This window comes from Bacillus sp. PK3-037 (genome assembly GCF_054161355.1).
On the sequence record NZ_CP096408.1, the window covers coordinates 3267786 to 3289294 of the forward strand.

Sequence of the window (21509 nt, forward strand, 5' to 3'; positions counted from 1 at the left end):
CCGGCATTAGATTATTTTGTAATGTTCTATATTCTCATAATAAACTTCTCTCTATTAAATTTTTTGGAAATAATAAGAAATATAACGATATCAATTATTATTAACACTAATGATAATAATAATGTAATTTTAATTCCAAATAGCATGACACCTCCTGCTTGAGATATAATAAGACCCATAATAGGTAATACCATAACCACGGCAACAGATTGTGCCGATTTACTTGTCTTTACTCGTTGAGAAACTGTAATGATAAGTGAAATAGCCAAGAAGACAATTAATGGATCTAAGATGAGCCCAATAATTAACCAGTTTATATCAGGAAATATCATTTCACCAAAGACATAAAAACCAAACGTATCTAAAATAACTCCATATACAATCATTGATAACCATGTAATAATCATAGAAGGTATAGCAGAGGCAAGAATCTTTCCAAGCATTAGTTCTTTATTAGTTAAAGGTGTATATAATAAACCTTCAACAGTTTTGTTTTCTTTTTCGCCAACAAAACTTGAACTAGATATGACTGTCGAAATGATAACTGGAATCAAGAGAAATAAAGGTTTGAAAAAATACATCAATACCGCATATGCTGCTGATTTTTCCTGATTTAGTCCTTGCTGCAACACCATTTCTTTTGGCAACCTTTCAAGAAATACGCTTATTCCGCCTATAGAATTGGTAGGTAAACTACTGGTGCCGCCCAAAAGGATAATTAATGGTAAAAATACACTAAATATAAATGGAACAACCAAAAGGGAAGCTATCGCCGCCTTATCATTCTTGATTTCTAATAAATCCTTGTTGATTAAATTGGTTACCTTATGGTTTCTAATCATGATTGCAATTCACCTATCTTATTAAAATACAATTCCTTAATTGTATGCTGCACTTCTGCAACTGAATATACTTTAATATCTGCTAAAATCAATTGCCTGATTAATAAAGTGATATCATCTGCTTGATTTAAGCGTACACGAACGTATGGTTGATCATTATTATGTATCTGCTCTGCTTTACCGAATGTCTTGCTTGTGCTGATTGTTTTCTCGATGGGCGTAGCTTTAATATCAAATTCGAAATAAGGCCATTCTTCCTTTAATACGTCTTGTACAGGTCCTAATGTTTTAAAACACCCATCTTGAATAATACCAATATCATCTGCTAATTCTTCTAATCCTTGTAATTGATGAGTACATATTATAATTGATGCACCATCATTTTTAACCATCTCCCGAAGATGATCTGTTAGATTTTCAGATGTCACTGGATCAAGTCCTGAAGTGGGCTCATCCAGTATTAATAGTTCAGGTTTATGCAGCATAGCTCGGGCCAAAGCTGCCTTCTGTTTCATCCCTTTACTAAAAGTACCCAACTTAGATTTGGAACGATCCGTTAACTCAAAAACATTTAGTAATTCTTTAATCCTTTTCTTTCTATCATTTGCGCTTATGCCATAAAACTTTCCCCAAATGTTTAAGTTTTCAACAAGAGTAAGGCTTTCATATAAATTACCATCATTTTGAACACCAATCCTATTTCTCAGTGATGCACTATTCTTCTGGGTAAGGGGTTCATTAAACAACTTAATTGTTCCGTTCGTGGGAGATAACAGGCCGGTAAGTAAACGTACTGTAGTAGTTTTACCAGCACCATTAGGACCTAGGATTGCAAAAGTATGTCCCGTTTCTACACTAAAAGATAAGTCTTTAATAATTTCACGATCATTCATCTTTTTACTCAAGTTAATCACTTCTGCTATCATTAATGTTTGCACTCCTATCGATCTTCTCAAGTAAGCAATTATTTTAATATTATCTGTTCTTATATCTAAGCGGTCTTATATAGATGAATACTAGACAAATTACAAGTGTGAAAATACTAGTGATCATTGAATGGCCAACCGCATCAAACTCAATTCCATTTTTTAAAACATCCGTTGGTGAGAGAAGAGTAGTCGGGGACCAATTTTTAAATTGGTGAATATCCTTCAAAAAACTGGATATGAAAATAATTATTGTTACTAGCAATGCTGATATAAATGGTGAATTAAGCCATACTGAAATTGTGGCACTAACAATTATAAAGAGCAAAAACCCAAATATCTGAAGTGCAAATGCAGCAATAAGGTTTCCAAAATCCAAGTCATCAAAGAAGACCCAGGTTTCATATGAAGCAAAAATACTCCCAACTACCGAAGCAATAAAAGTAATTGCTACACTTACTATTACTTTAGGCCAAAACACTATCCAGGCATTTTCACCACGGCTTTTATAAAAGTGTTGTAAAGATTTATCTTTACCAAACGCACACATATCGGCAACCAGATAAGCACAGATTAACATAACCAGCTGGGAGGAATTTTTAAAATAAGACGTAATTAATTCCTGCCAATGCGGATCTGGTAATATCAATTTAGCATCATTAGATCCGCTTAAATTACCAATTATATCGCCTGCATAGTATGTAAACAATGGAGAGGTTAGAGCTGAGAATATAAATACACCTATTAATACCAACATTCTTTTACTTCTTAGCCAATGTAGAAATTCAATCCTAAAAATTAAAATCACTCCTAAGATATTTTAAATGACCGTACCAAATTTGAAAAAGCATCATCCAAACTCATTTTTTTATTGCTGCATGATTGTATATATTGTGATATGTTAGCTGATATAGACAGCACAGACGAGAAATACTCTTTCGGGAACTTTATAACTCTTGGATTCTGTGACTCTGTAAATACATCTACTCCATTATCTCTAAAATAACTTAGAACATAATCTAATGAAGTGGAATCTTTAATTTCAACCTCTGCATACAAGCTGCCTTCACTTAAAAAATTTATTAACTTGCCGCTAAACAATAAATTTCCTTTATTAAGCACTAAGAGTGTATCAGCAATCTTCTCTATATCATTTAGTGAATGGCTCGAAATAACTATTGTAAAGCTTTGAGCAATATTAGAGATTAAAGAAAGTATATCTGCTTTTCCAAAGGGATCTAAAGCACTCGTTGGTTCATCTAAGAAAATTAATTTTGGTTCTAGTATAATTGCAGAAGCAATACCAAGTCGTTGTTTCATCCCTCTAGAAAATGATCCAACAAATCTGTTTTTAGCGTCTTGTAATCCAACTGAACTTAATATAGTGTCGATATTTTCACTATTCTTTCTAATATTTTTGCGTTTAAGCCTCAATGATTGTTCTAAAACTTCTTCAGCAGTTAGATATGGTTCAAATGAAGGCATATCAGGGCAGTAAGCAATGTCGTTATGATCACAAAAGACAGTCCCATTTGAAATTTTCACTTGTCCTAGAATAGTATTTATTAATGTTGTTTTCCCTGCACCATTGGGCCCTATTAAGCCTACTACTCCCGAATTTTCATTTATGGAGCAGGAAATATTATTTAATGCGGTAAAGTCGCCAAAAGAAACAGTCAGATTCTCAATTTTTATAATCTCATCTATTTTCATTTCCTAAACCTCCGCGCCCCCAAATAAAGTATATGATCCCCCCTAATGGAATTGATATGCAACAAATAATCGCCCAGACCCATTTAGGGAATAAATTAGTCTTGTTAATTTTAATTAAATCACTAAAACAAAAATAAAAGTAGATTATAACCAGTACTATGATAGGTATAATTATTTTTACTTCCATAATCAACTTCCTTTGACAAATAATATCCATTAACCTCGGCCAATGGGATGCGCTTCATAACTCTTAGCCCTTCGGGTAAACACTGTATCAAGAAAAATTGACACCCATAATGTATAAAACGGTTGTTTAAATATTTAAACAACATAATTTGCAACTACACTTAAGATATATAATTCTCTTTTAATGTCACGTTAAATAAAGTATATTGGCTATACTTTAAACCTACCTGTAAGAAATCTTAATAGAAATGCAATTTCAACCTATTGAATCGTACGCTTTTGAATATAGCTAGTTGTGTTCTGAAATAACTTCCAAGGCATTTCGTATGATAGTTATGCAGCAGATGTGACGCCCAGATTGTTAAACAGCCCCTGGCCGGGGCTTTTTCAAGAATAAATAACTTAAAGTTACTCAAATGTTAATAGAGACCCATGCTTAAAAATCTTCACTTCAACAAAGTCGCAAATAGATGATACCTCAAAGGTGAGCTTGTCAATAATCAAATATCAAGAATTGGAATAAAGAATGTTTTTTGACAAGTCTTCCGGATCAATGTGATATGCTTTTAACCTTTGCTTTAAAAGCAATTTAAAATCTACGCTTGTGACAAAATGGTCTTGAATTGCATCAGCGATTGCACTGCATCTATTCTCACCGAAACTTTGCTGTACGCCGTTTTTAACAATCGGCTCTTCAGCTGTGTATAAATTATAAGCAATCTTTTTGTAAAGCAGGGAACCTGGCATTTCTTTATTTGGATGTTCAACAACTATATCGGTTAATATTTTTTCAACCTTATCAGAATCCTCACTGCTATAAAAAACAATAGCATCATTTCTTGGGTAACTAGATGTATTTGATAAAATCTTCCCTGAAAAACTTAATTTTTCTTTTACTAACTTTGTTATTGATTTACTCCAAACCGAAATGGCATAATTCGGATGATCAGCAGCTATATAGTGACGTTTAACAGACTGGCCGTGTTGCCCAGACTTAGTATGTACAAACATAAAGAAACCGGGAGTTAAGTTAGGACGAAAACAAGGCAAACATACAGTACCCTCAGAATTAAGTTTACTATTTATTCTAACCCCATCCACTTCAACTAAAAAGGCATCCTTTATTTTAACATCTTTCGCAGGAACTAACAATGTTGGATCTTTCACACTGTTAGAAATTATATCATCTAAGTTCGTACTATGATATCTTTCAATGTTATCCATCAATGATAAATTACCAGTATGCAATGTACAATATAACCATTGAACAAGTTGACTTTTGGGTTTCTTAAGTACTTCAGAATACTTTTCGCCATTAATTATAATAGTATCCAGATCAGGCTTAAGGGCGATTAAATTATATAATTCATTAATCGAATTTGTATTGGTTTTCATCTTATTCACCTCTATCTTTTAAATCAGATCACTTAGTATCAAAAAGATCTTGCATGTACTCCGGATACAGTATGGCCTGTCTGCCAACTCCTAATATTGCTTTATCCATAGCTGATAAACGAAATGAAAATTTCGCTCTGCTCATAATACGCTCTATTACAAACCAGCCTATATTAATTACTAGCCTTTTCTTATCTATTTTGTAGCTAACTGTGTCTTGATAAGCCTTAAAAGCACAATGCATAACTGATTCACAGTTATCTAAATAAGTTTTACCTCTTTCGACAAAATCTTTATCGATCTCTTTCGGCTCAGAAGAATCCTGTATACTTGAAGAAAATGTTTTTAATAATGCCTCAAAGAAAATACAACCTATGAGTCCTGCTAAATCTCTTAATATATCACCGTAATGAAATTCTTCAAAATCTATTATCCATACTTTCTCACCATCATATAGAAATTGATCTAACCGTATATCTCCGTGACACATCCCCATCATATTTTCTTTGTCATTGTAATGATTAAATAAAGCATTAAACAATTCATTATCATGTTGGAGAAGTGAAAAAAGCTCTAATTCTGCTCCTGTGCAGTTCGCATATTCTTCTATTTCTAAAGCTAAAACAGGTCTGTACCAGTTTTGTCTATGAATTTCACTTGCATTTTTTTCCTCAGGAAGCGAATGTATTTTCGCCAATATAACAGCTGCTCTTTTTACTAACTCATCTATGTTATCATCTGCTTCTGAAAGCAGACTTTGTAATGATTCAGCATTTTCAATCCACTCGTACTGAAGGGTAAATTCTTTTGGATCTGAATTTGTTATTCTTAATGAATTAAAATCAATCGCCCCTTCTAGCACTCTATCCCATTTTAGTAGGTTATTGTACCTTCTGAAAACATCCTCTTGTTGTCCAAGTAATTTTTTTTTGAAAAAGTACTTATTATTATGAATCTCTTTATATGATATATTACGTCCACTTCCTATTAATTCCATATCTCACACCCTCATTTCTGATATATTAAGCATTCCAATGTTCGTAAGAAGTTTATTAGCGCATTCAAATATGTATAGTTCTTCAATTATTGTTAAGGGATAAGTCCTATTCAATGAGAAAATTAAAGATAATTCCCCGTCTTTGATATGACGGGTTGACCATAATGCTGATAATACTCCCGGAGCTGAACCACCTTTATATATTATGGCAGGTGTTTGCTTTAGTTCATCCCAAGGCACCCAGTCGTTTTTGATAATATTATTAACTAATATCACTATCATTTCTAAAGGGATAAAGTAATCAAGACCTTTTACCCAAGCTACATTTTTAAGAGCCCTATCCCTCCATGTGGATTCCGGTGAATGATCATAGCACCATGCATCTCCAAAGATTTCTTTTGTAGGGTTAATATTAGGATTGGAGAGTGTTATATGATTTTCAGAGGCTATATTTATTAAAGAGTCCCTAATTCTGTCTTTTCCGATGACTCTAATTAAAATATCCATTGCACTATTATCTGAGACAAGCAGCATTAATGATAATAATTCCTTTATGCTGTGATGTTCTCCTACATTTTTTTCTGATAATCCTGCAGTAAGGACACTTAAGTCCTCGGAGAATATTTCTATTTTTGAATCTAAATCTATTACTTTTTCATTTACAGCTTCATAAACTGCATTTGTTATAGCAATCTTCACCAGAGAAGAAATTGCAAAGTTTTTCTGCTCTCCATTTACAAAGGACTCCTTCTCCCCGTTACGGGAAAATATTATTTTAAATGAAGCATCTAATTTCAGGAAAGCATCCTTAAGAGATTTAACATCTGAAATATCTGGTGTATGAGGAATAATCAACATTTTATCCAGAAATCCTTCAGTATCAGTTTCCAGCTTTATTTCACCGCATATCTGTTGATCAGATATTTTTATTACATCATTCTTGCCATCATAAGTGTATCGAACTGAACCTAATTTCAGGCCTGTAATAATCTCCGACAAAGCTCTTATTTCGGTTTCTTTTTTTATTGGTGATACCAGTTTCGCTGCTTCCTGATACACACTTTCCTCTTTATTATTTAACAAATATAGAATTTTCTTATAAATACTATAATCATTCATATGATCACCGCCCCATTTACTAAAATGTATGTAGTATCAACCTATAATCCTATAATAACAATAGGCTTGATTAACACTCTCTATAATATTATCTAAAAAATTAAAAACTAACGGACCAACTCCATGATACAGAAGCAGAGTATGAGACTGAGAGAGACAACGAGAGTGAAGTACCGACATTACCCAGTTGGTTTTCCTCGTTAGCACTTTTTTGGACTTCTACTGGAGAAGTATAAGCAGTATAGCCTGAAATTAAATTTTTCATAATGATTATCACCTCATAAATTATTTGAAAAAAAGATCAGTTTAAGATAAAATTGGTGGAAAAGTTCCACAACATTCAAAAACAAAAAATAACATTTTAGTAATAATGAGGCAGCGACATTTTTACTATAATAAATTTCATGGAAAAAAACAAGTAAATTTCCATAAAATTATATTAAAGTTTAAAGAGGAATCCTACGGTTCTTGAGAGTGATAATACTGAAAAGGTACCAGGAAACAGAAAAAACCTTATAAGGACAAGCTTAGATCCTCTAAAACAAAAAAGACCGACTCTATTAGATCCGGTCTTCGAAATGATATTGGTTTTGAAAAAAAAGCTTCGTTCATCTTTTTCCATTCTTACACAACTTTTGGCACCATCTTTTTAGCAGAGAGAACGAGAAAGTGTCAGAGAGACAAAGAGTTGTAAGATAGAGTTACAAATAAACTGCAGCAAACATAAATTCTTTTTAACATATTTTATATTATGAACTAAATTTCCATTTCTTTGGTCTACTATATACACAAAAATAAACATTTCCCAAAACCAGCCCCAACAACTCGCATTCCATCGTCCTAGTTAAAATACCTCCACTTTTAAAATTTTTCTGTTTAAAATCGTTTTCGTCTTCTTTTCCATCTGTTTTTTCACCTTTTGTCAGTTGAGATATAGTTTTTCGAATAAGATGCGAAAGGAGAAGAAAGAAGAGAAGAGACATAGGGCTGCACATGAAAAAGACCCAGAAATCGGAATTGTTTATCGTACCGAAATCCAGGTCTGATTAGGAATTGTTTATTTTAGTTAGACGATTTTAATACAAGCTTCGCCACGGCTTCCACGTGAGCCGTCTGCGGAAACATATCGACAGGCTGAATATATTCCACGCGATAGTCTTTCGACAGCGCCTGTAAATCCTTCGCAAGCGTGGATGGATTGCAGGAAACGTACACAAAGCGTTTCGGTTTGACTTTTTTGATCGTATCCAGGAACGTGCTGTCACAGCCGGTTCTTGGCGGATCAACGATGACGACGTCCGGGCGGAAGCCTTCTTTCGTCCATTTCGGGAGCCAGTGCTCGGCTGTTCCTGTTACGTAGGTGGCATTTGTCATGCCGTGTTTTTTGGCGTTTTTCTTGGCATCGTCAATCGATTCTTTGATGACGTCCATGCCGCGGACTTCCTTCGCTCCGTCCGCCACCCACATGCCGATGGTGCCGACGCCGCAATACGCGTCAACGACTTTCTCTTTTCCGGTCAGCTGCGCCGCTTTTTTCACTTCGTCATACAGCTTGACGGTTTGCTCCGGATTGAGCTGGAAGAAAGCGCGGGCGCTCAATTCAAATGAAACGTCTCCGAGCACCTCTTGAATCACGGTATGTCCGGCGAGCGGTTTTGATTTCTCACCGAAAATAACAGAGGTTTTCGCTCCGTTTACATTTTGAATAATGGATTTGACCTCAGGCAGGCGCTTTTGGATCGCGTTGACGATTTCCTCCTTATGCGGAAGCGTTTCTTTTGCTGTCACAAGCACGACCTGCACTTCGCCTGTTTCAAAGCCGACTCTCGTCACGATCGTGCGAACGTCGCCTTTTCGTTTTCTTTCATTATAAACAGACACATTGAAGTCCTCAAAAATGCGGCGGACGATGCCTGTTGTTTTGTTGGTTGCCGGATGCTGAACGATGCAGTCTTTGATCGGCACGATATCATGAGAATCAAGGCCGTATAAGCCGGCGATGATGCTGCCGCTTTGTGAGCGTCCGATCTGGAATTGGCTTTTGTTGCGGTAATTCCATGGGTTGTCCATGCCGACCGTTTCTCTAATATCCATGTTTTCGACTTTAAACTTCGTATGGCGCTCCAGAGACTGGATGACGATGTCGCGCTTTTCCCGAAGCTGCTGGCTGTATGCAAGATGCTGAAGCTGGCAGCCGCCGCACTGCTCGTAGACAGGGCAAGGCGGTGCCACCCGATGCTCCGAAGCCTTGCGAATCTTCTTGATCCGTCCCTCCGAAAACTTCGGCTGCACTTTCGTCGCTTGGACGACAACCTCTTCACCTGGAAGCGCGCCGGGCACGAACACGACTTTTTTCTTGAAATAGCCGACGCCTTCCCCGTTAATTCCGAGACGTTTAATCGTCAGCGGAAAGGTCTGTCCGACTTTCAGTTCGACGGGCGCCTTTTTGTTTTGTTGGTTCACGTTGTTCTCTCCGTTTCTATATGAAGCTTTCTGCAGATGGCAGAAAGTGAAATGGTTTTTTCACATCTTTCTAGTATAACACGTTTGCACGATTTCCTTCATTGTCAGACGAATTATTCTATACTCCTCCACAAATACAACGACGCATAGCTCAAATAAGGCTCCCACTCCTTGCTCATCGCGAGCATAACATCCTTTGCCGGTTTGTCTTCCAAATTGAAATGGCGTTTGATCGCGTTTTGCAGTCCGATATCGGCCAGCGGGAATAAATTGGGCCGTCCGAGCCCAAACATCAGCACGTTTTGTACCGTCCACGGGCCGATGCCTCTGATTTTGATCAGTTTCTTCATGATGTCTTCATCCGTCAGTTGGGGCAGCTCTGACAAGTCGAGTGTGCCTTCTGCGATCATCCTTGACGTATCAATGGCGTATTCCGCTTTTCTCATGCTGAACTGGAGCTCGCGGAGATCTTGATAATCCAGCGCCGCAATCGTTTCCGGCTTCGGATAGCACCACACGCCGTCCTTCTGCTCGCCGAACGCATGGACAAACCGTTCTGTCAAAGTGTACGCAAAAGATAGATTCAGCTGCTGGTGCACAATGCATTTCATGATACAATTGTACACGCTGTAGTCTAATACAAGCGGCGTGCCTGCATGCTCTTCAAAAATGGCGGAAAGATTCGTTTTTGAGAAATGATCAAGGACATGCTGCAAATCATGTTCCCATTGAAAAATCCGTTTGATTTCCTTCATCATGTCTTCCTGCTCTGTTTCCCCGCTGACGAGAAACTCGGGCTCGTCCGCATGGCCTAACGCCTGCACCTTCACAATACATACGTCACCGGCCTTATTTCTGATCGGCACTCTTATGTCCCGCGCTTTCAAATCAACTGCATTCAGAGGATCTAACGACAGCCTGTCGAGCACACGGTCAAAATGGTACGGCGGTGTGACCGATACTTTTTCTTTCCACATATGATCAGCCCTTTTTCCGTTTTTTGTTCAGTATACCACGCCGCTGGAAACCTGTAGAAAACACTGTATACTTTTCTGAAAAAGGCCGCATGATATAATGGCAGGTGGAGGGTTGTTTATGATCAACATTACCGCTATCACAACACAGCATCAGCTTTTGAAAAATATACCGATCGAACGGGTTGAACAGCCGGATATTGCGTGGTACTGGGTTGATTTTTACGGCCCGGAGGAAACGGAAACCGCGTTATTGAGAGATTTTTTTCATTTTCATCCGCTTGCGATTGAAGATTGCTTTCAGCATATGCAGCGCCCGAAGCTTGACCATTACGACGGCTATCGCTTTTACGTGCTTCATGCGCTGAATCAGGAAACACTTGAGACCGAGGAAGTCGATATCTTTCAAGGCGAAACATTTGTCGTCACCTTTCATTTACACGAAACGCCCGGTATCGCCAAAGTGCGGGAGCGATTATATGCTTCACCGGACATGTTTAAAAAAGGGCCGGGGCATATTTCTTACATGATCATGGATCAGCTTGTTGATGAATATTTTCCTCTGGTGTACAAAATAGAAGACCGGCTGAATGAGATTGAAGACAGCCGCAGCCACAAAACATACGGGACGCTGATGAGCGAGGTGTTTGACCTCAGAACAGATCTATTGCATCTTAGGCGGACCATTATTCCGATGCGTGATTTATTGTATCGGATTTTAAGCCTTGACCATGTGAAAGAGCAGCGGGAAACAAAGGCATACTTCAGCGATATTTACGATCATTTATTAAAGCTTTCAGAAATTGTGGAATCTAACCGCGACATGACGTCCGATTTGCGTGACAGCTACGTGACACTGAATTCGAACCGGATGAATGCAATTATGATGACATTGACCATCGTGTCTACGATTTTTATCCCGCTCACGTTTATCGCCGGCGTTTACGGCATGAACTTCGACAACATGCCGGAGCTTCACTGGAAATACGGATATTTCGCTGTGCTTGGCCTGATGGCCGCTCTTGTGGCCGGCATGCTGATATGGTTTGTACATAAAGGATGGTTCAACATCTTTAAATGAGGACAGCGTGAAGCTGTTCTTTTTATTTTGGTAAGCCGATTTCCAGCATATCCTGTTCATTTTGTATATAATGAAAAAAATGTTCAGGGAGTGATCAGATTGAAAATCGCTGTAATCGGACTCGGCAATATGGGACAGCCCATTGCCCGGAACGTGCTTCAAGCAGGCTATCATTTGACAGTATACAATCGGACGAAAGAAAAGACGGAAGAATTCTCATCCCAAGGCGCCCAAGTGGCAGAAACGCCGCGCCAGGCGGCCGAGACCGCTGATATCGTTGTGACAATGCTTTCTGATGACAATTCTGTCAGCGCCGTGACATTCGGCAAAGACGGATTGATTGAAGGATTATCAGAGAATGGCATTCACATGTCGATGAGCACGATCAGTGTTGAGTTCTCAGAAAAACTCGCGGCCGCCCATGCAGAAAAAGGACAATCCTTCCTTGCGGCTCCTGTGCTGGGAAGACCGGATGCCGCCGCAAAAGCCGCGCTTCGCATTATAGCGGCAGGACCCGCGGAAGCGAAAAAAACAGCAAAACCCCTGCTCGAAAGCTTGAGTCAGCAAGTGTTTGACGTCGGCGAAGAAAGCAAAACAGCAAACGCAGCGAAAATCAGCATCAATTTCCTGCTCGTATCTATGCTGGAGGCGTTATCTGAATCATTCTTAATGATGGAGAAGTTCGGTTTAGAACAAAAACAATTTTTAGAAATCGCCAGCGCGCTCTTTAGCTCTCCTGTCTACCAAAATTACGGAACCATCATGGCTGAGCAGAAATTTGAGCCGGCGGGCTTTAAAATGTCATTAGGGTTGAAGGACACCAATCTGGCGCTCGCCGCCGCGGAGCAGGTTTCTGCAAACCTCCCTCTTGCCGAGCTGGCGAAAAGCCATTTTGAAAGCGGTATTGAAAAAGGGCTTGGAAACCTAGATTGGGCCGCATTAATAAAATGCATAGAAAAATAGTAAAAGCCTCTCCATTGCGGAGAGGCTTTCTTGCTTACAAAGACGGCAGCTTCATTTCTTTCTCAAACATCAAGTCATCAATGCTTTTAAAGGTATAGCCTTGTTTTTTCAGGTCGGTAATCGCATCGTCCAGCGCCTCGGCATTGTCCTTGGAGACAGTGTGAAGCAGGTAAATCGCACCCGGATGCGCCTGTTTGATCATGTGATCGTAGGCGTATTTTTTTCCTTTTTGATGATTGATTTTCCAGTCGACAAAAGCGACGGACCAGAAAACGGTTTGATAGCCCATGCGTTTTGTTTCTTTCAGCACATATTCACTGAACACGCCGCGCGGCGGCCGTAAGTACAGGTTGTCCTGCTTTCCCGTGATCTTATAAACTTCCTCGTTGACTGAATCAAGCTCGTCCTGAATTTGGTCTGCTGTTTTTGTCGTCAGATCCGGATGGTGAAAGGAGTGGTTGCCGATGATATGCCCTTCATCCGACATCCGTTTGATCAGCTCGGGCTGATCCTTCACGAAATGCCCGGTGACAAAAAACGTTCCTGTCACGTGATGTTTTTTTAAGACATCAAGCACCTTTGGCGTATAGCCATTTTCGTAGCCGTTATCAAATGTTAAATAAATTGTTTTTTCTTTTGTATTGCCTAAATAAAACGCGTCATATTCTTGGATCAGGCTGTTCAGCTGTTTTCCCGCATCTGGCGGCTGATGATTAACGCTTCGCTTAAAGCCCCAATTAATCGGCTCATTCGGTACCGCATCTGCCTGTTTTGCTCCTGCTGCAAGCAGGACGGCGGCGCAGCATATTGCACACATCCACTTCATGGCCAGCGCTCCTTCTGCATTTTTTCTTATTTTATAGAAAGGCGCTCTGTTTTATACTGACGCTTTATGCCAATATAAAAAACCGCGGCATGCGCGGTTTTATTCCCAGTCTTTTTTAAATCGTTCATATTTGGCTTCCAGGTCATCCAGCATGCCGATGAGCCTGTCTATATCTTCAACGTCTGTTGCTTCAGGGTCTAATGAATCGATGACGTTCATAAACATGTCTAGTCTGTTCTTTAAATAATCAAGCTGCTGATCTTTATTGTTTACTGCGTTCCCCATTCTGCGCCTCCATTCATTTTTTATTATGGTAGCTCATTTTTTGCTGTTTTTCAATCGCCCCGCTACTTGCGATCTTGGCAAATCAGGTCTAAAATTAACTGTTGGCAGCGTTAGTATGCCCCATTTATAAAGGAGTTAGATAGTCATGACACAAAACACGAAGCTGCGTCCGATTACACCTGAGTTCGACCCTTGGGAAGCCTATATGGATGTCGACCAGTATGGAGATATGCAGCTGACGAACGTTGAATTTACAACGACGACACTGTGCAATATGAGATGCGAGCATTGCGCTGTAGGCTATACATTGCAGCCCAAAGACCCGAATGCTCTGCCAATAGATCTTCTGTTAAAACGGCTGGAGGAAATTCCCCGTCTCAGATCCATCAGTATTACAGGCGGAGAGCCGATGCTTTCATTAAAATCTGTAAAGGAATATGTCGTGCCGTTATTGAAATACGCCCACGAGCGCGGGGTGCGGACCCAAATCAATTCAAACCTGACTCTCGATATCGAGCGATACGAATGGATTATTCCGTATCTTGATGTGTTACATATTTCTCATAACTGGGGAACGGTTGAAGAATTTGCGGAAATCGGTTTTGCTATGATGGACAGAAAACCGACCTTCGAACAGCGCGCGCGCTATTTTGATAAAATGATCGAAAACAGCCGCAAGCTAGTGGATGCCGGAGTGATGGTATCAGCGGAAACGATGCTGAACAAACGCACACTTCCGCACATTGAGCATATTCACCGCCAAATCACAGAAGATATGAAATGTCAGCGTCATGAAATCCATCCGATGTATCCGAGTGATTTTGCGAGCGCCCTTGAATCTCTCAGCCTGAAGGACATGAGACAGGCGATTCACCGTTTGCTGGATATTCGTGATGAAAAGACATGGATGCTGTTCGGCACACTGCCGTTTTACGCATGCAGTCCTGACGAAGAGGATCAAGAGCTGCTTCGCCGGCTTCGCACGGCGAAAAACGTGACAGTGAGAAATGACCCTGACGGCCGGTCGCGCCTGAATGTCAATATTTTTGACGGGAATATTATTGTGACCGACTTTGGCGATACACCGCCGCTCGGCAATATACAGACGGACAGCCTGCCTTCCGCCTATCAAAAGTGGAGAGAAACAAAGCTGGCCAAAGAACTGAACTGCCACTGCCCGAATGTCCGGTGCCTCGGACCAAACGTTCTCGTCAAAAACAGCTACTACCAGGATACAGATTTTTCAAAACGTCAAGCCAGGAGTTAGATGCGGATGGAAGAAACACTTATGGAGATTTTTCAGAATAAAATCGTTGATATTCTCCTCGTCGCCGTCATTTTGTGGATCGGTGTTTTTATCATTAACCGTTTGGTGCAGTTATTTTTTAAACGGACGGACTTTATTGAAGAAAGAAAAGAGAAAACCATTGAAAGCCTTGTCCGTTCTATCACCCAATATACGGCGACGATCGGTTTCATCTTTTATGTTATTTCTTTATTTGTGCATGATTTCGGCAAGATTTTAGCCGGGGCGGGCGTAGCTGGTATCGTCATCGGTTTTGGCGCCCAATCACTGATTAAGGATGTGCTGGCGGGTGTGTTTTTAATTTATGAACGCCAGCTTCATAAAGGCGATTATGTGACGGTAAACAATTTATTTAACGGCACCGTCGAAGAAATCGGCCTGCGCTCGCTGCAAATTCGTGAATGGAGCGGAAAGCTTCTCACCATCAGCAACGGCGAGGTCAGACAAATAGAAAATTATAATATTGATTTTATGCGGATTACCGAATCCTTTCTCATCAGCTTTAAAGAAGATCCAGATCGTGTATACAGTGTGCTGGAGCAAGCGTGCGACATGCTGAATGAAGAGCTTCGCGATTCACTGAAGCGGGATGAATTCGGAAACCTGATAGAGCCTTTTCAAATACACGGCATCACCGCTTTGAATAAAATCAACCGCGGGGTTGAATTTACCGTAAAGGGCATGGTCCGGGATGAAGATTATTTCAGCGCCAGCCTTGCCGCCAGACGGGTTCTCGTTCGCCAGCTGTACCAAAACAATGTGCAAATGCTTGAGGAAGCTGTAAGAATCGAAAGAACCCAATAAAAAAACTGATTCCATAATGGAATCAGTTTTTTGTTTATCTTGGCTGTGAGGAAAGCTGGAAGCTAAACGTGACATGGTCTTGAACCGGAATCCACGCGCCAATTCCCTGTGACGTGACATTTTTCACTACAAGTTTTCGTTTATTGCCTTTGAGCACTAAATAGACTTCTCCGTAAGTCACTTTCCCTTTTTCATTCACAGCCGGAGCATATGCGTTTAAATAACCGAGTTTTTTCGGAGCGACTTTATAAATTTGATCTCGTTTTGTTCCCGCTCCGATGACCGTTTCAAATGCAAGCGGAAGATTTGTTTTTTTCATCGCCTTCAGCATCATCATGCTTTTGACATCTTCCGTGTTTGGAACTTTTGCTGTCAGGCCGCCCGTTACTCTATATTGCTGCTCTTGGTCATAATGCATTTCAGCCGTTTGTTTTCCGCCGCGGTTATCCGCGCGGTTTGTATTGATTTTTTTATACTCCCAGTTGGCGACTGTTTCATTCGATTCATATCCAAGCGCCCATTTCCCGAGAAATATTGTGGCTCGGTAGCCGACCGCAAGCGGTGTGCCAGAGACCGTAGACTCGTTCAGCATTTTGATGAGGTGCGGATTTTCGATCTGTACCTCTGATGAACTCAGCAGTTCCTTAGCCAGCTTGCTCGGCTGAAGCATCGGCTGATCCTGTGAAGGATTCGGATACGTGTTTTCCTTCGAAATGCTTGCTACAGAATTCGGCACCTTAAACTGCTTCTTCGCGTGGATGGGCTGAACGCCGAAAAAACTAAAGAATAACAACACAATAAGTGTGGAATGAAATAGCTTTTTCATCATATCACTCTTTCTATCGCATTTTCCCTTAGTCTTTTCATCCCGCTTTGTTGTTATCCATCATTTTTTCAGGTTAAAGAAGGAAAAAGCCGATCGCCATAATGACATAAGCCGCTAGCAGCGTGGCACCTTCAAACCAGTTGGAATCACCATCATTCGAAATGGCAATCATCAAGAGAACGGAAGATACCATCGCGACAAGCTCTGGCAGTGTAAACACAAGCGGCATGCTTACCGGGAAAAAGATAGAGCAGATCACGAGAACCGGCGCGACAAACATGGCAATCTGCAAAGTGGAGCCGACAGCGATCTCCACCGCAATATCCATTTTATTTTTATAGGCCATAATGATGGCTGACGCGTGTTCCGCCGCATTACCGACAATCGCAACGATGATGACCCCGATAAACAGCTCGCTCCAGCCGAACTGTTCAGCAACCGAGTGGAATGTGTGCACCAGGTTTTCGGATATGTACGCCACGACAATTGTTGCCGCAAACAAAACAATCGTGGCAACCTTCCCTGACCATTCCGGCTGCTCCTCTTCCTCAGGCTGGACAGCATTGTTCGGCTGATATACACCGCGGTGCGTGACAAGTTTAAAGTAAAGAGCCGCCACATATAACAGAATCAAAATGATGCTGATCCCGATGCTTAAATTAAGCTTGCTTGTATCCCCCATTCCAACCGAAAACACCTCAGGAATTACGAACGCCACAATAATGGCGAAAATCAAAAGCCCGGAATTATGGCGTGCATCATGGATATTAAACTCCTGCCGCTTGTATTTTAAACCCCCGACAAAAAACGATAAGCCCGCAACCAGCAGGAGATTTCCCAGCACTGAACCTGTTAAAGAGGCAAGCACGATTCCTGTAAGGCCTTCCTTTAATGCAAATAGCGAAATAATCAGCTCAACCGCATTCCCGAAGGTCGCGTTCAACAGACCGCCGATCCGCGGCCCGGCAATAATGGACAGCGATTCTGTCGCTCTTCCCATATAGCTTGCCAGAGCAATAATCGTTACACAATAGACTGCAAAGAGAATGGCAGAAGGCCAGTGCATCAAACTGCCGATAACAGAAAGCGGAATACCAGCCGCCACTAATATAAAAAAGATACGATTCATAGTGAATTGACTCCTTTTGTATGACTTGTTTTATTTTTATTCTTCACAAAAATCATCATGATTACACGAGGTCAAATGTTTGCGCGCGATATAGGCTTTTTTCAGGTTGCCGGCTTTTGGAAATCGGTGTACGATCAACATAGATCTCGCAAAGGAGAACAGACACGATGTCACGAATGCATTTTTTCATTCTGGTTTTGCTCGTTTCCATATCCGGGTTTTCACAAGGCATGCTGCTGCCCGTCATCTCGATTATCTTTGAAACAAATGGTGAATCAGCGGCGATGAACGGCCTGCATGCGACCGGGCTGTACATCGGAGTGCTATTGGCTTCTCCGTTTATGGAGGCCCCGCTTAGAAAACTGGGCTTCAAACCGCTGATCGTCATTGGCGGAAGCATCGTCATTTTAAGCTTGTTCGGGTTCATTTGGCTTCAGTCGGTTTGGGTGTGGTTCCTGCTTCGTCTTTTCATCGGGATCGGCGACCATATGCTTCACTTTTCTACGCAAACGTGGGTGACCTCCATGTCGTCAAAGCAAAACCGCGGGAGAAATCTTTCCATTTACGGACTCTCCTTTGGCCTTGGTTTTGCTGCTGGCCCATTTATGGTCCCGTTTGTTAAGCTGAGTCCGGCACTGCCTTTTATCGTGTCAGGCTGTATCAGTTTGCTTGCGTGGCTCTTTGTTTTCTTGCTACAAAATGCATACCCGGAAACCAGCCCTCACGAAACCAAATCGGACAATAGTTTCAGACGCTTTTACCAGGCTACGCTGTTTGCATGGGTGGCGTTTATGCCTACGTTCGGGTACGGATTTCTGGAGACTGCATTAAATGGAAGCTTTCCTGTGTATGCGCTGCGTCTCGGTTTATCTGTGGACGCTGTCGCTTTGATTCTTCCTGCATTTGCGATCGGAAGCATTATTTTTCAATTCCCGCTCGGCATTCTCAGCGATAAATACGGAAGACGGAATGTGCTGCTTGTGATTTTGCTGACGGGGGCCTTTTGCTTTCTCATTGCAGGCGTGTTCCCTTTTCCTTACGTGATCGGCTGCTGCTTCTTTATTGCGGGCATGGCAGTCGGGTCAACCTTTACACTCGGCATCAGCTTTATGACAGACCTTCTTCCGTCCCACCTGCTTCCGGCGGGGAATTTGCTTTGCGGCATTTCATTCAGTCTCGGCAGCATTTTCGGACCGATCGCAGGCGGCTGGTATATGCAAACCTTCGAAAGCGCTAACTTGTTTTATTTGATCACCCTCATTCTGGCCGCTGTCTGGCTCGCTATCGCTTTAGGCAAACCGAAAAGCTGGCCAGCGGCTGAGACCTATTCTTCCTCTTCATAAGAAAAAGCCTCCTGACACAAAGGGACTGACCCCATAAGATGAGACAAATAAAAAACACCTTCTAGTTTGAAAACGGATCGTTGTTATCCGAAATAAGACTTGGAGGTGTTTTTTCTATGGGGACAAGAGTGAGTTATCCGGTTGAAGTGAAACAGAAGGCTGTAGAAATGAGATTGGCAGGCGTGCCTATGAAAGAGATCATGGAGAAATTAAAAATTAAGAATAAGACACAGATTAAGACGTGGGTTAGATGGCATAAGGCTGGGGATACACATCGATTCGAACAGCCTGTTGGAAAGCAATACACTTACGGAAAAGGGCCGGAGTATGCTTCCGATTTAGAGAAACTGCAGGCAGAGAATCGTTATCTGAGACAACAAAATGAAGTTTTAAAAAAGTACAACGAATTGGAAAGGAAGTTGATAGCGAAACGTCAGTCGAACTTGTAGAAGGATTGCGCAGCACAATGACCGTGCAGGATATCTGTATTCATTTAGGTATCTCTCGAGCGTCTTATTATCGTTGGAAGAAGAATCAGACGAAAGATCATCCCAAGCGCTATTTTGAAAAACAAATCGGCACGTTGTGCCGAGAGCACAAGTATCGATATGGATATCGGAAAATCACAGCCATACTAAAAAAGACAATGCGTATCAACCATAAAACGGTTCAGCGTATTATGCAGAAAAATCAATGGCAATGCCGGGTTAAGGTGAAAAAGCGCAAGAAGAATGGACAGCCATATGCCGTGGTCGATAATATATTGGATCGGAATTTTCAGTCTGATCGCCCTCTTGAAAAACTAGTAACGGACATCACATATTTGCCTTATGGACAGAAACAATTGTATCTTTCCAGTATATTAGATGTATACAATGGAGAAGTGATTGCTTTTACGATTGGCGATAAGCAGGACACAGACTTTGTCTTAAACACACTTGATCAACTGCCAACACTGCCTCAGAACTGCGTGTTACATAGTGACCAAGGATCTGTGTATACATCTTACGAGTATCAAAAAGCTGTTAATACAAAAGGCATTACCATGAGCATGTCCCGCAAAGGGACGCCCGCTGATAATGCCTCCATCGAATCGTTTCATTCCTCACTAAAGTCTGAAACGTTCTATCTTAACAGCATTGATCGAACCACGACCGCCATCGTAGAACGCACTGTCAAAGAATACATTTATTATTATAACAACATTCGTATTCAAACGAAACTAAACAGCCAATCACCGATAAGCTATCGGCAATTGGCTGTATAAAAGGTATTTTGATCCCTGTCTCAAAAACGGGGGTCAGTCCCACAAAGTCAGGAGGCTTTTGTTCTAATGATAGCCGTTTTGTCCGTTGGCACTTCCGCTTGTTTTATGACTCGATTTGCTCTTTGAATTCTGTTTGTTATGGCTTCCGCCTTTTTTCGTATGCTTTGTCATCACGTTTTGCCCCCCGGATCATTTTTGAACTGAAGTTCCTTTATAGGGTGCGCTAATTGTAGGGATTTTCATCAGGAAGCTTTTTACGTTTATGTAAAAGCGCGTTGATTTCTCCCCCTAAAATAATTAGAATCCCGCTTAAGTAAAACCAGATCATCAGGACGATGATCCCCCCAATGCTTCCGTATGTGGCGCTATAGTTCGCAAATGTACTGACGTAAAACGAAAACAGGGTGCTGACAACAATCCAGCCGATGGCCGCAAACAGCGCACCCGGCATTACAAAGCGAAGCGACAGCTTTTTGTTAGGCGCGATGACGTACAAAGCGGAAAAAACAATCAGCAGCACAAGCGGGCTGACTCCCCAGCGGATCGCAGTCCAGATGGATAAAAACAGGTCCGAAGCGCCGACAAAGTCCGCAGCAAGCATTCCGATCTGCCGGCCGAATACCGGCAGAAGCAAGGCAACTAAAATGGTAAACACCATGGCGATCGTCAGAAAAATTGAGGTTAGACGTACAATGATAAAAGAGCGGTTTTCCTCCACTTCATACGCGTGGTTTAACGATCTGACGATGGCATTCATTCCATTAGACGCAGACCATAACGCCGCGATGATCCCGAATGACAGCAATCCGCCGTTTCGGTCATTTAATGTTTGGTGGGTAATGGATTCAACGAGGGACATCGCACTTCCGGGAGCGTATTGTTTTACAACCCCCAGCACGTCATCTGTGGAAATCGGAAGATACGCGGTGAGCGTCAGCATAAACATCAAAAACGGGAACAGCGATAACAGAAAAAAATACGCCAGCTCCGCAGATTTGCTTTGCCCCTCATGAAGGGTGTATCTGCCGAACAGCTCTTTCAGAAAGTTCATGTCGTCTCACCTC

21 protein-coding genes are annotated in these 21509 nt (G+C 41.2%); 6 read left to right on the plus strand and 15 right to left on the minus strand.

Annotated elements, in window-relative coordinates; genetic code table 11:
* Positions 1-26: 26 nt before the first annotated feature.
* The 10 genes from M1D69_RS16895 to M1D69_RS16940 form a co-directional block, all read right to left on the minus strand.
* On the minus strand, positions 27-842 hold the full coding sequence (locus M1D69_RS16895; RefSeq protein WP_010787966.1) for an ABC transporter permease: 816 nt from the start codon (positions 840-842) through the stop codon (positions 27-29).
* Positions 839-1768: an ABC transporter ATP-binding protein gene (locus M1D69_RS16900; protein WP_121591531.1), complete on the minus strand. Its 930-nt coding sequence runs from the start codon at positions 1766-1768 to the stop codon at positions 839-841. Before M1D69_RS16900 ends, M1D69_RS16895 begins: the two co-directional genes overlap by 4 nt.
* Positions 1769-1817: 49 nt before the next feature.
* Positions 1818-2525: a hypothetical protein gene (locus M1D69_RS16905; RefSeq protein WP_458105435.1), complete on the minus strand. Its 708-nt coding sequence runs from the start codon at positions 2523-2525 to the stop codon at positions 1818-1820.
* A 53-nt stretch (positions 2526-2578) separates the two neighbouring features.
* Positions 2579-3481, minus strand: a complete 903-nt coding sequence (locus tag M1D69_RS16910; RefSeq protein WP_458105434.1) for an ABC transporter ATP-binding protein — start codon at positions 3479-3481, stop codon at positions 2579-2581.
* A 693-nt stretch (positions 3482-4174) separates the two neighbouring features.
* Positions 4175-5062 carry a T3SS effector HopA1 family protein gene (locus M1D69_RS16915; protein WP_088679810.1) on the minus strand — a complete coding sequence of 296 codons (888 nt, stop codon included), beginning with the start codon at positions 5060-5062 and terminating at the stop codon, positions 4175-4177.
* A 28-nt stretch (positions 5063-5090) separates the two neighbouring features.
* Entirely contained in the window at positions 5091-6059 is a 969-nt protein-coding gene (locus M1D69_RS16920) for a phosphotransferase (protein ID WP_072183600.1), read from the minus strand.
* 3 nt (positions 6060-6062) lie between these two features.
* Positions 6063-7178 (minus strand): serine hydrolase, encoded by a 1116-nt coding sequence (locus M1D69_RS16925; protein WP_072183599.1) that lies wholly within the window; start codon positions 7176-7178, stop codon positions 6063-6065.
* A 100-nt stretch (positions 7179-7278) separates the two neighbouring features.
* Positions 7279-7443, minus strand: coding sequence for an LxmA leader domain family RiPP (locus tag M1D69_RS16930; RefSeq protein ID WP_200900436.1), 165 nt, complete (start codon positions 7441-7443; stop codon positions 7279-7281).
* A 797-nt stretch (positions 7444-8240) separates the two neighbouring features.
* Positions 8241-9641: a 23S rRNA (uracil(1939)-C(5))-methyltransferase RlmD gene (gene rlmD, locus M1D69_RS16935; protein ID WP_458105433.1), complete on the minus strand. Its 1401-nt coding sequence runs from the start codon at positions 9639-9641 to the stop codon at positions 8241-8243.
* 113 nt (positions 9642-9754) lie between these two features.
* Positions 9755-10618, minus strand: coding sequence for a DNA-3-methyladenine glycosylase family protein (locus M1D69_RS16940; protein ID WP_458105432.1), 864 nt, complete (start codon positions 10616-10618; stop codon positions 9755-9757).
* Between the two features lie 118 nt (positions 10619-10736).
* Between M1D69_RS16940 and corA the strand changes: the two genes are divergently transcribed.
* Both corA and M1D69_RS16950 read left to right on the plus strand, forming a co-directional pair.
* Positions 10737-11696, plus strand: coding sequence for a magnesium/cobalt transporter CorA (gene corA, locus M1D69_RS16945; RefSeq protein ID WP_458105431.1), 960 nt, complete (start codon positions 10737-10739; stop codon positions 11694-11696).
* 99 nt (positions 11697-11795) lie between these two features.
* On the plus strand, positions 11796-12659 hold the full coding sequence (locus M1D69_RS16950) for an NAD(P)-dependent oxidoreductase (RefSeq protein ID WP_458105430.1): 864 nt from the start codon (positions 11796-11798) through the stop codon (positions 12657-12659).
* A gap of 34 nt (positions 12660-12693) precedes the next feature.
* Here M1D69_RS16950 and pdaA read toward each other — a convergent pair whose 3' ends face one another.
* Together pdaA and M1D69_RS16960 are read right to left on the minus strand one after the other, a co-directional pair.
* Positions 12694-13485, minus strand: a complete 792-nt coding sequence (gene pdaA, locus M1D69_RS16955) for a delta-lactam-biosynthetic de-N-acetylase (protein WP_458105429.1) — start codon at positions 13483-13485, stop codon at positions 12694-12696.
* Between the two features lie 99 nt (positions 13486-13584).
* On the minus strand, positions 13585-13770 hold the full coding sequence (locus M1D69_RS16960; RefSeq protein WP_010333401.1) for an SE1561 family protein: 186 nt from the start codon (positions 13768-13770) through the stop codon (positions 13585-13587).
* A gap of 145 nt (positions 13771-13915) precedes the next feature.
* On the opposite strand from M1D69_RS16960, the gene yfkAB reads away from it, so the two are divergent.
* Together yfkAB and mscC are read left to right on the plus strand one after the other, a co-directional pair.
* Complete coding sequence (gene yfkAB / locus M1D69_RS16965) at positions 13916-15037, plus strand: radical SAM/CxCxxxxC motif protein YfkAB (RefSeq protein WP_059291645.1); 1122 nt, start codon at positions 13916-13918, stop codon at positions 15035-15037.
* Positions 15038-15880: a mechanosensitive ion channel protein MscC gene (mscC, locus tag M1D69_RS16970; RefSeq protein ID WP_458105428.1), complete on the plus strand. Its 843-nt coding sequence runs from the start codon at positions 15038-15040 to the stop codon at positions 15878-15880. It abuts the gene before it with no gap.
* A 34-nt stretch (positions 15881-15914) separates the two neighbouring features.
* Here mscC and M1D69_RS16975 read toward each other — a convergent pair whose 3' ends face one another.
* A complete protein-coding gene (locus tag M1D69_RS16975) occupies positions 15915-16709 on the minus strand; it encodes a YfkD family protein (protein WP_458105427.1) in 795 nt (264 codons plus the stop codon).
* Positions 16710-16779: 70 nt separating this feature from the next.
* Positions 16780-17835: a calcium/proton exchanger gene (cax, locus tag M1D69_RS16980; protein ID WP_458105426.1), complete on the minus strand. Its 1056-nt coding sequence runs from the start codon at positions 17833-17835 to the stop codon at positions 16780-16782.
* Positions 17836-18002: 167 nt separating this feature from the next.
* Between cax and M1D69_RS16985 the strand changes: the two genes are divergently transcribed.
* Together M1D69_RS16985 and M1D69_RS16990 are read left to right on the plus strand one after the other, a co-directional pair.
* Positions 18003-19178, plus strand: a complete 1176-nt coding sequence (locus M1D69_RS16985) for an MFS transporter (protein ID WP_458105425.1) — start codon at positions 18003-18005, stop codon at positions 19176-19178.
* A 116-nt stretch (positions 19179-19294) separates the two neighbouring features.
* Positions 19295-20445, plus strand: a protein-coding gene (locus M1D69_RS16990) for an IS3 family transposase (protein ID WP_458105424.1) whose coding sequence is annotated in 2 segments (ribosomal slippage) — positions 19295-19568 and positions 19568-20445 — 1152 coding nt in all. Because the reading frame shifts where the segments join, the coding sequence is not laid out codon by codon here.
* 223 nt (positions 20446-20668) lie between these two features.
* Here M1D69_RS16990 and M1D69_RS16995 read toward each other — a convergent pair.
* Positions 20669-21496, minus strand: coding sequence for a YihY family inner membrane protein (locus tag M1D69_RS16995; RefSeq protein ID WP_458105423.1), 828 nt, complete (start codon positions 21494-21496; stop codon positions 20669-20671).
* Between the last annotated feature and the right edge of the window lie 13 nt (positions 21497-21509).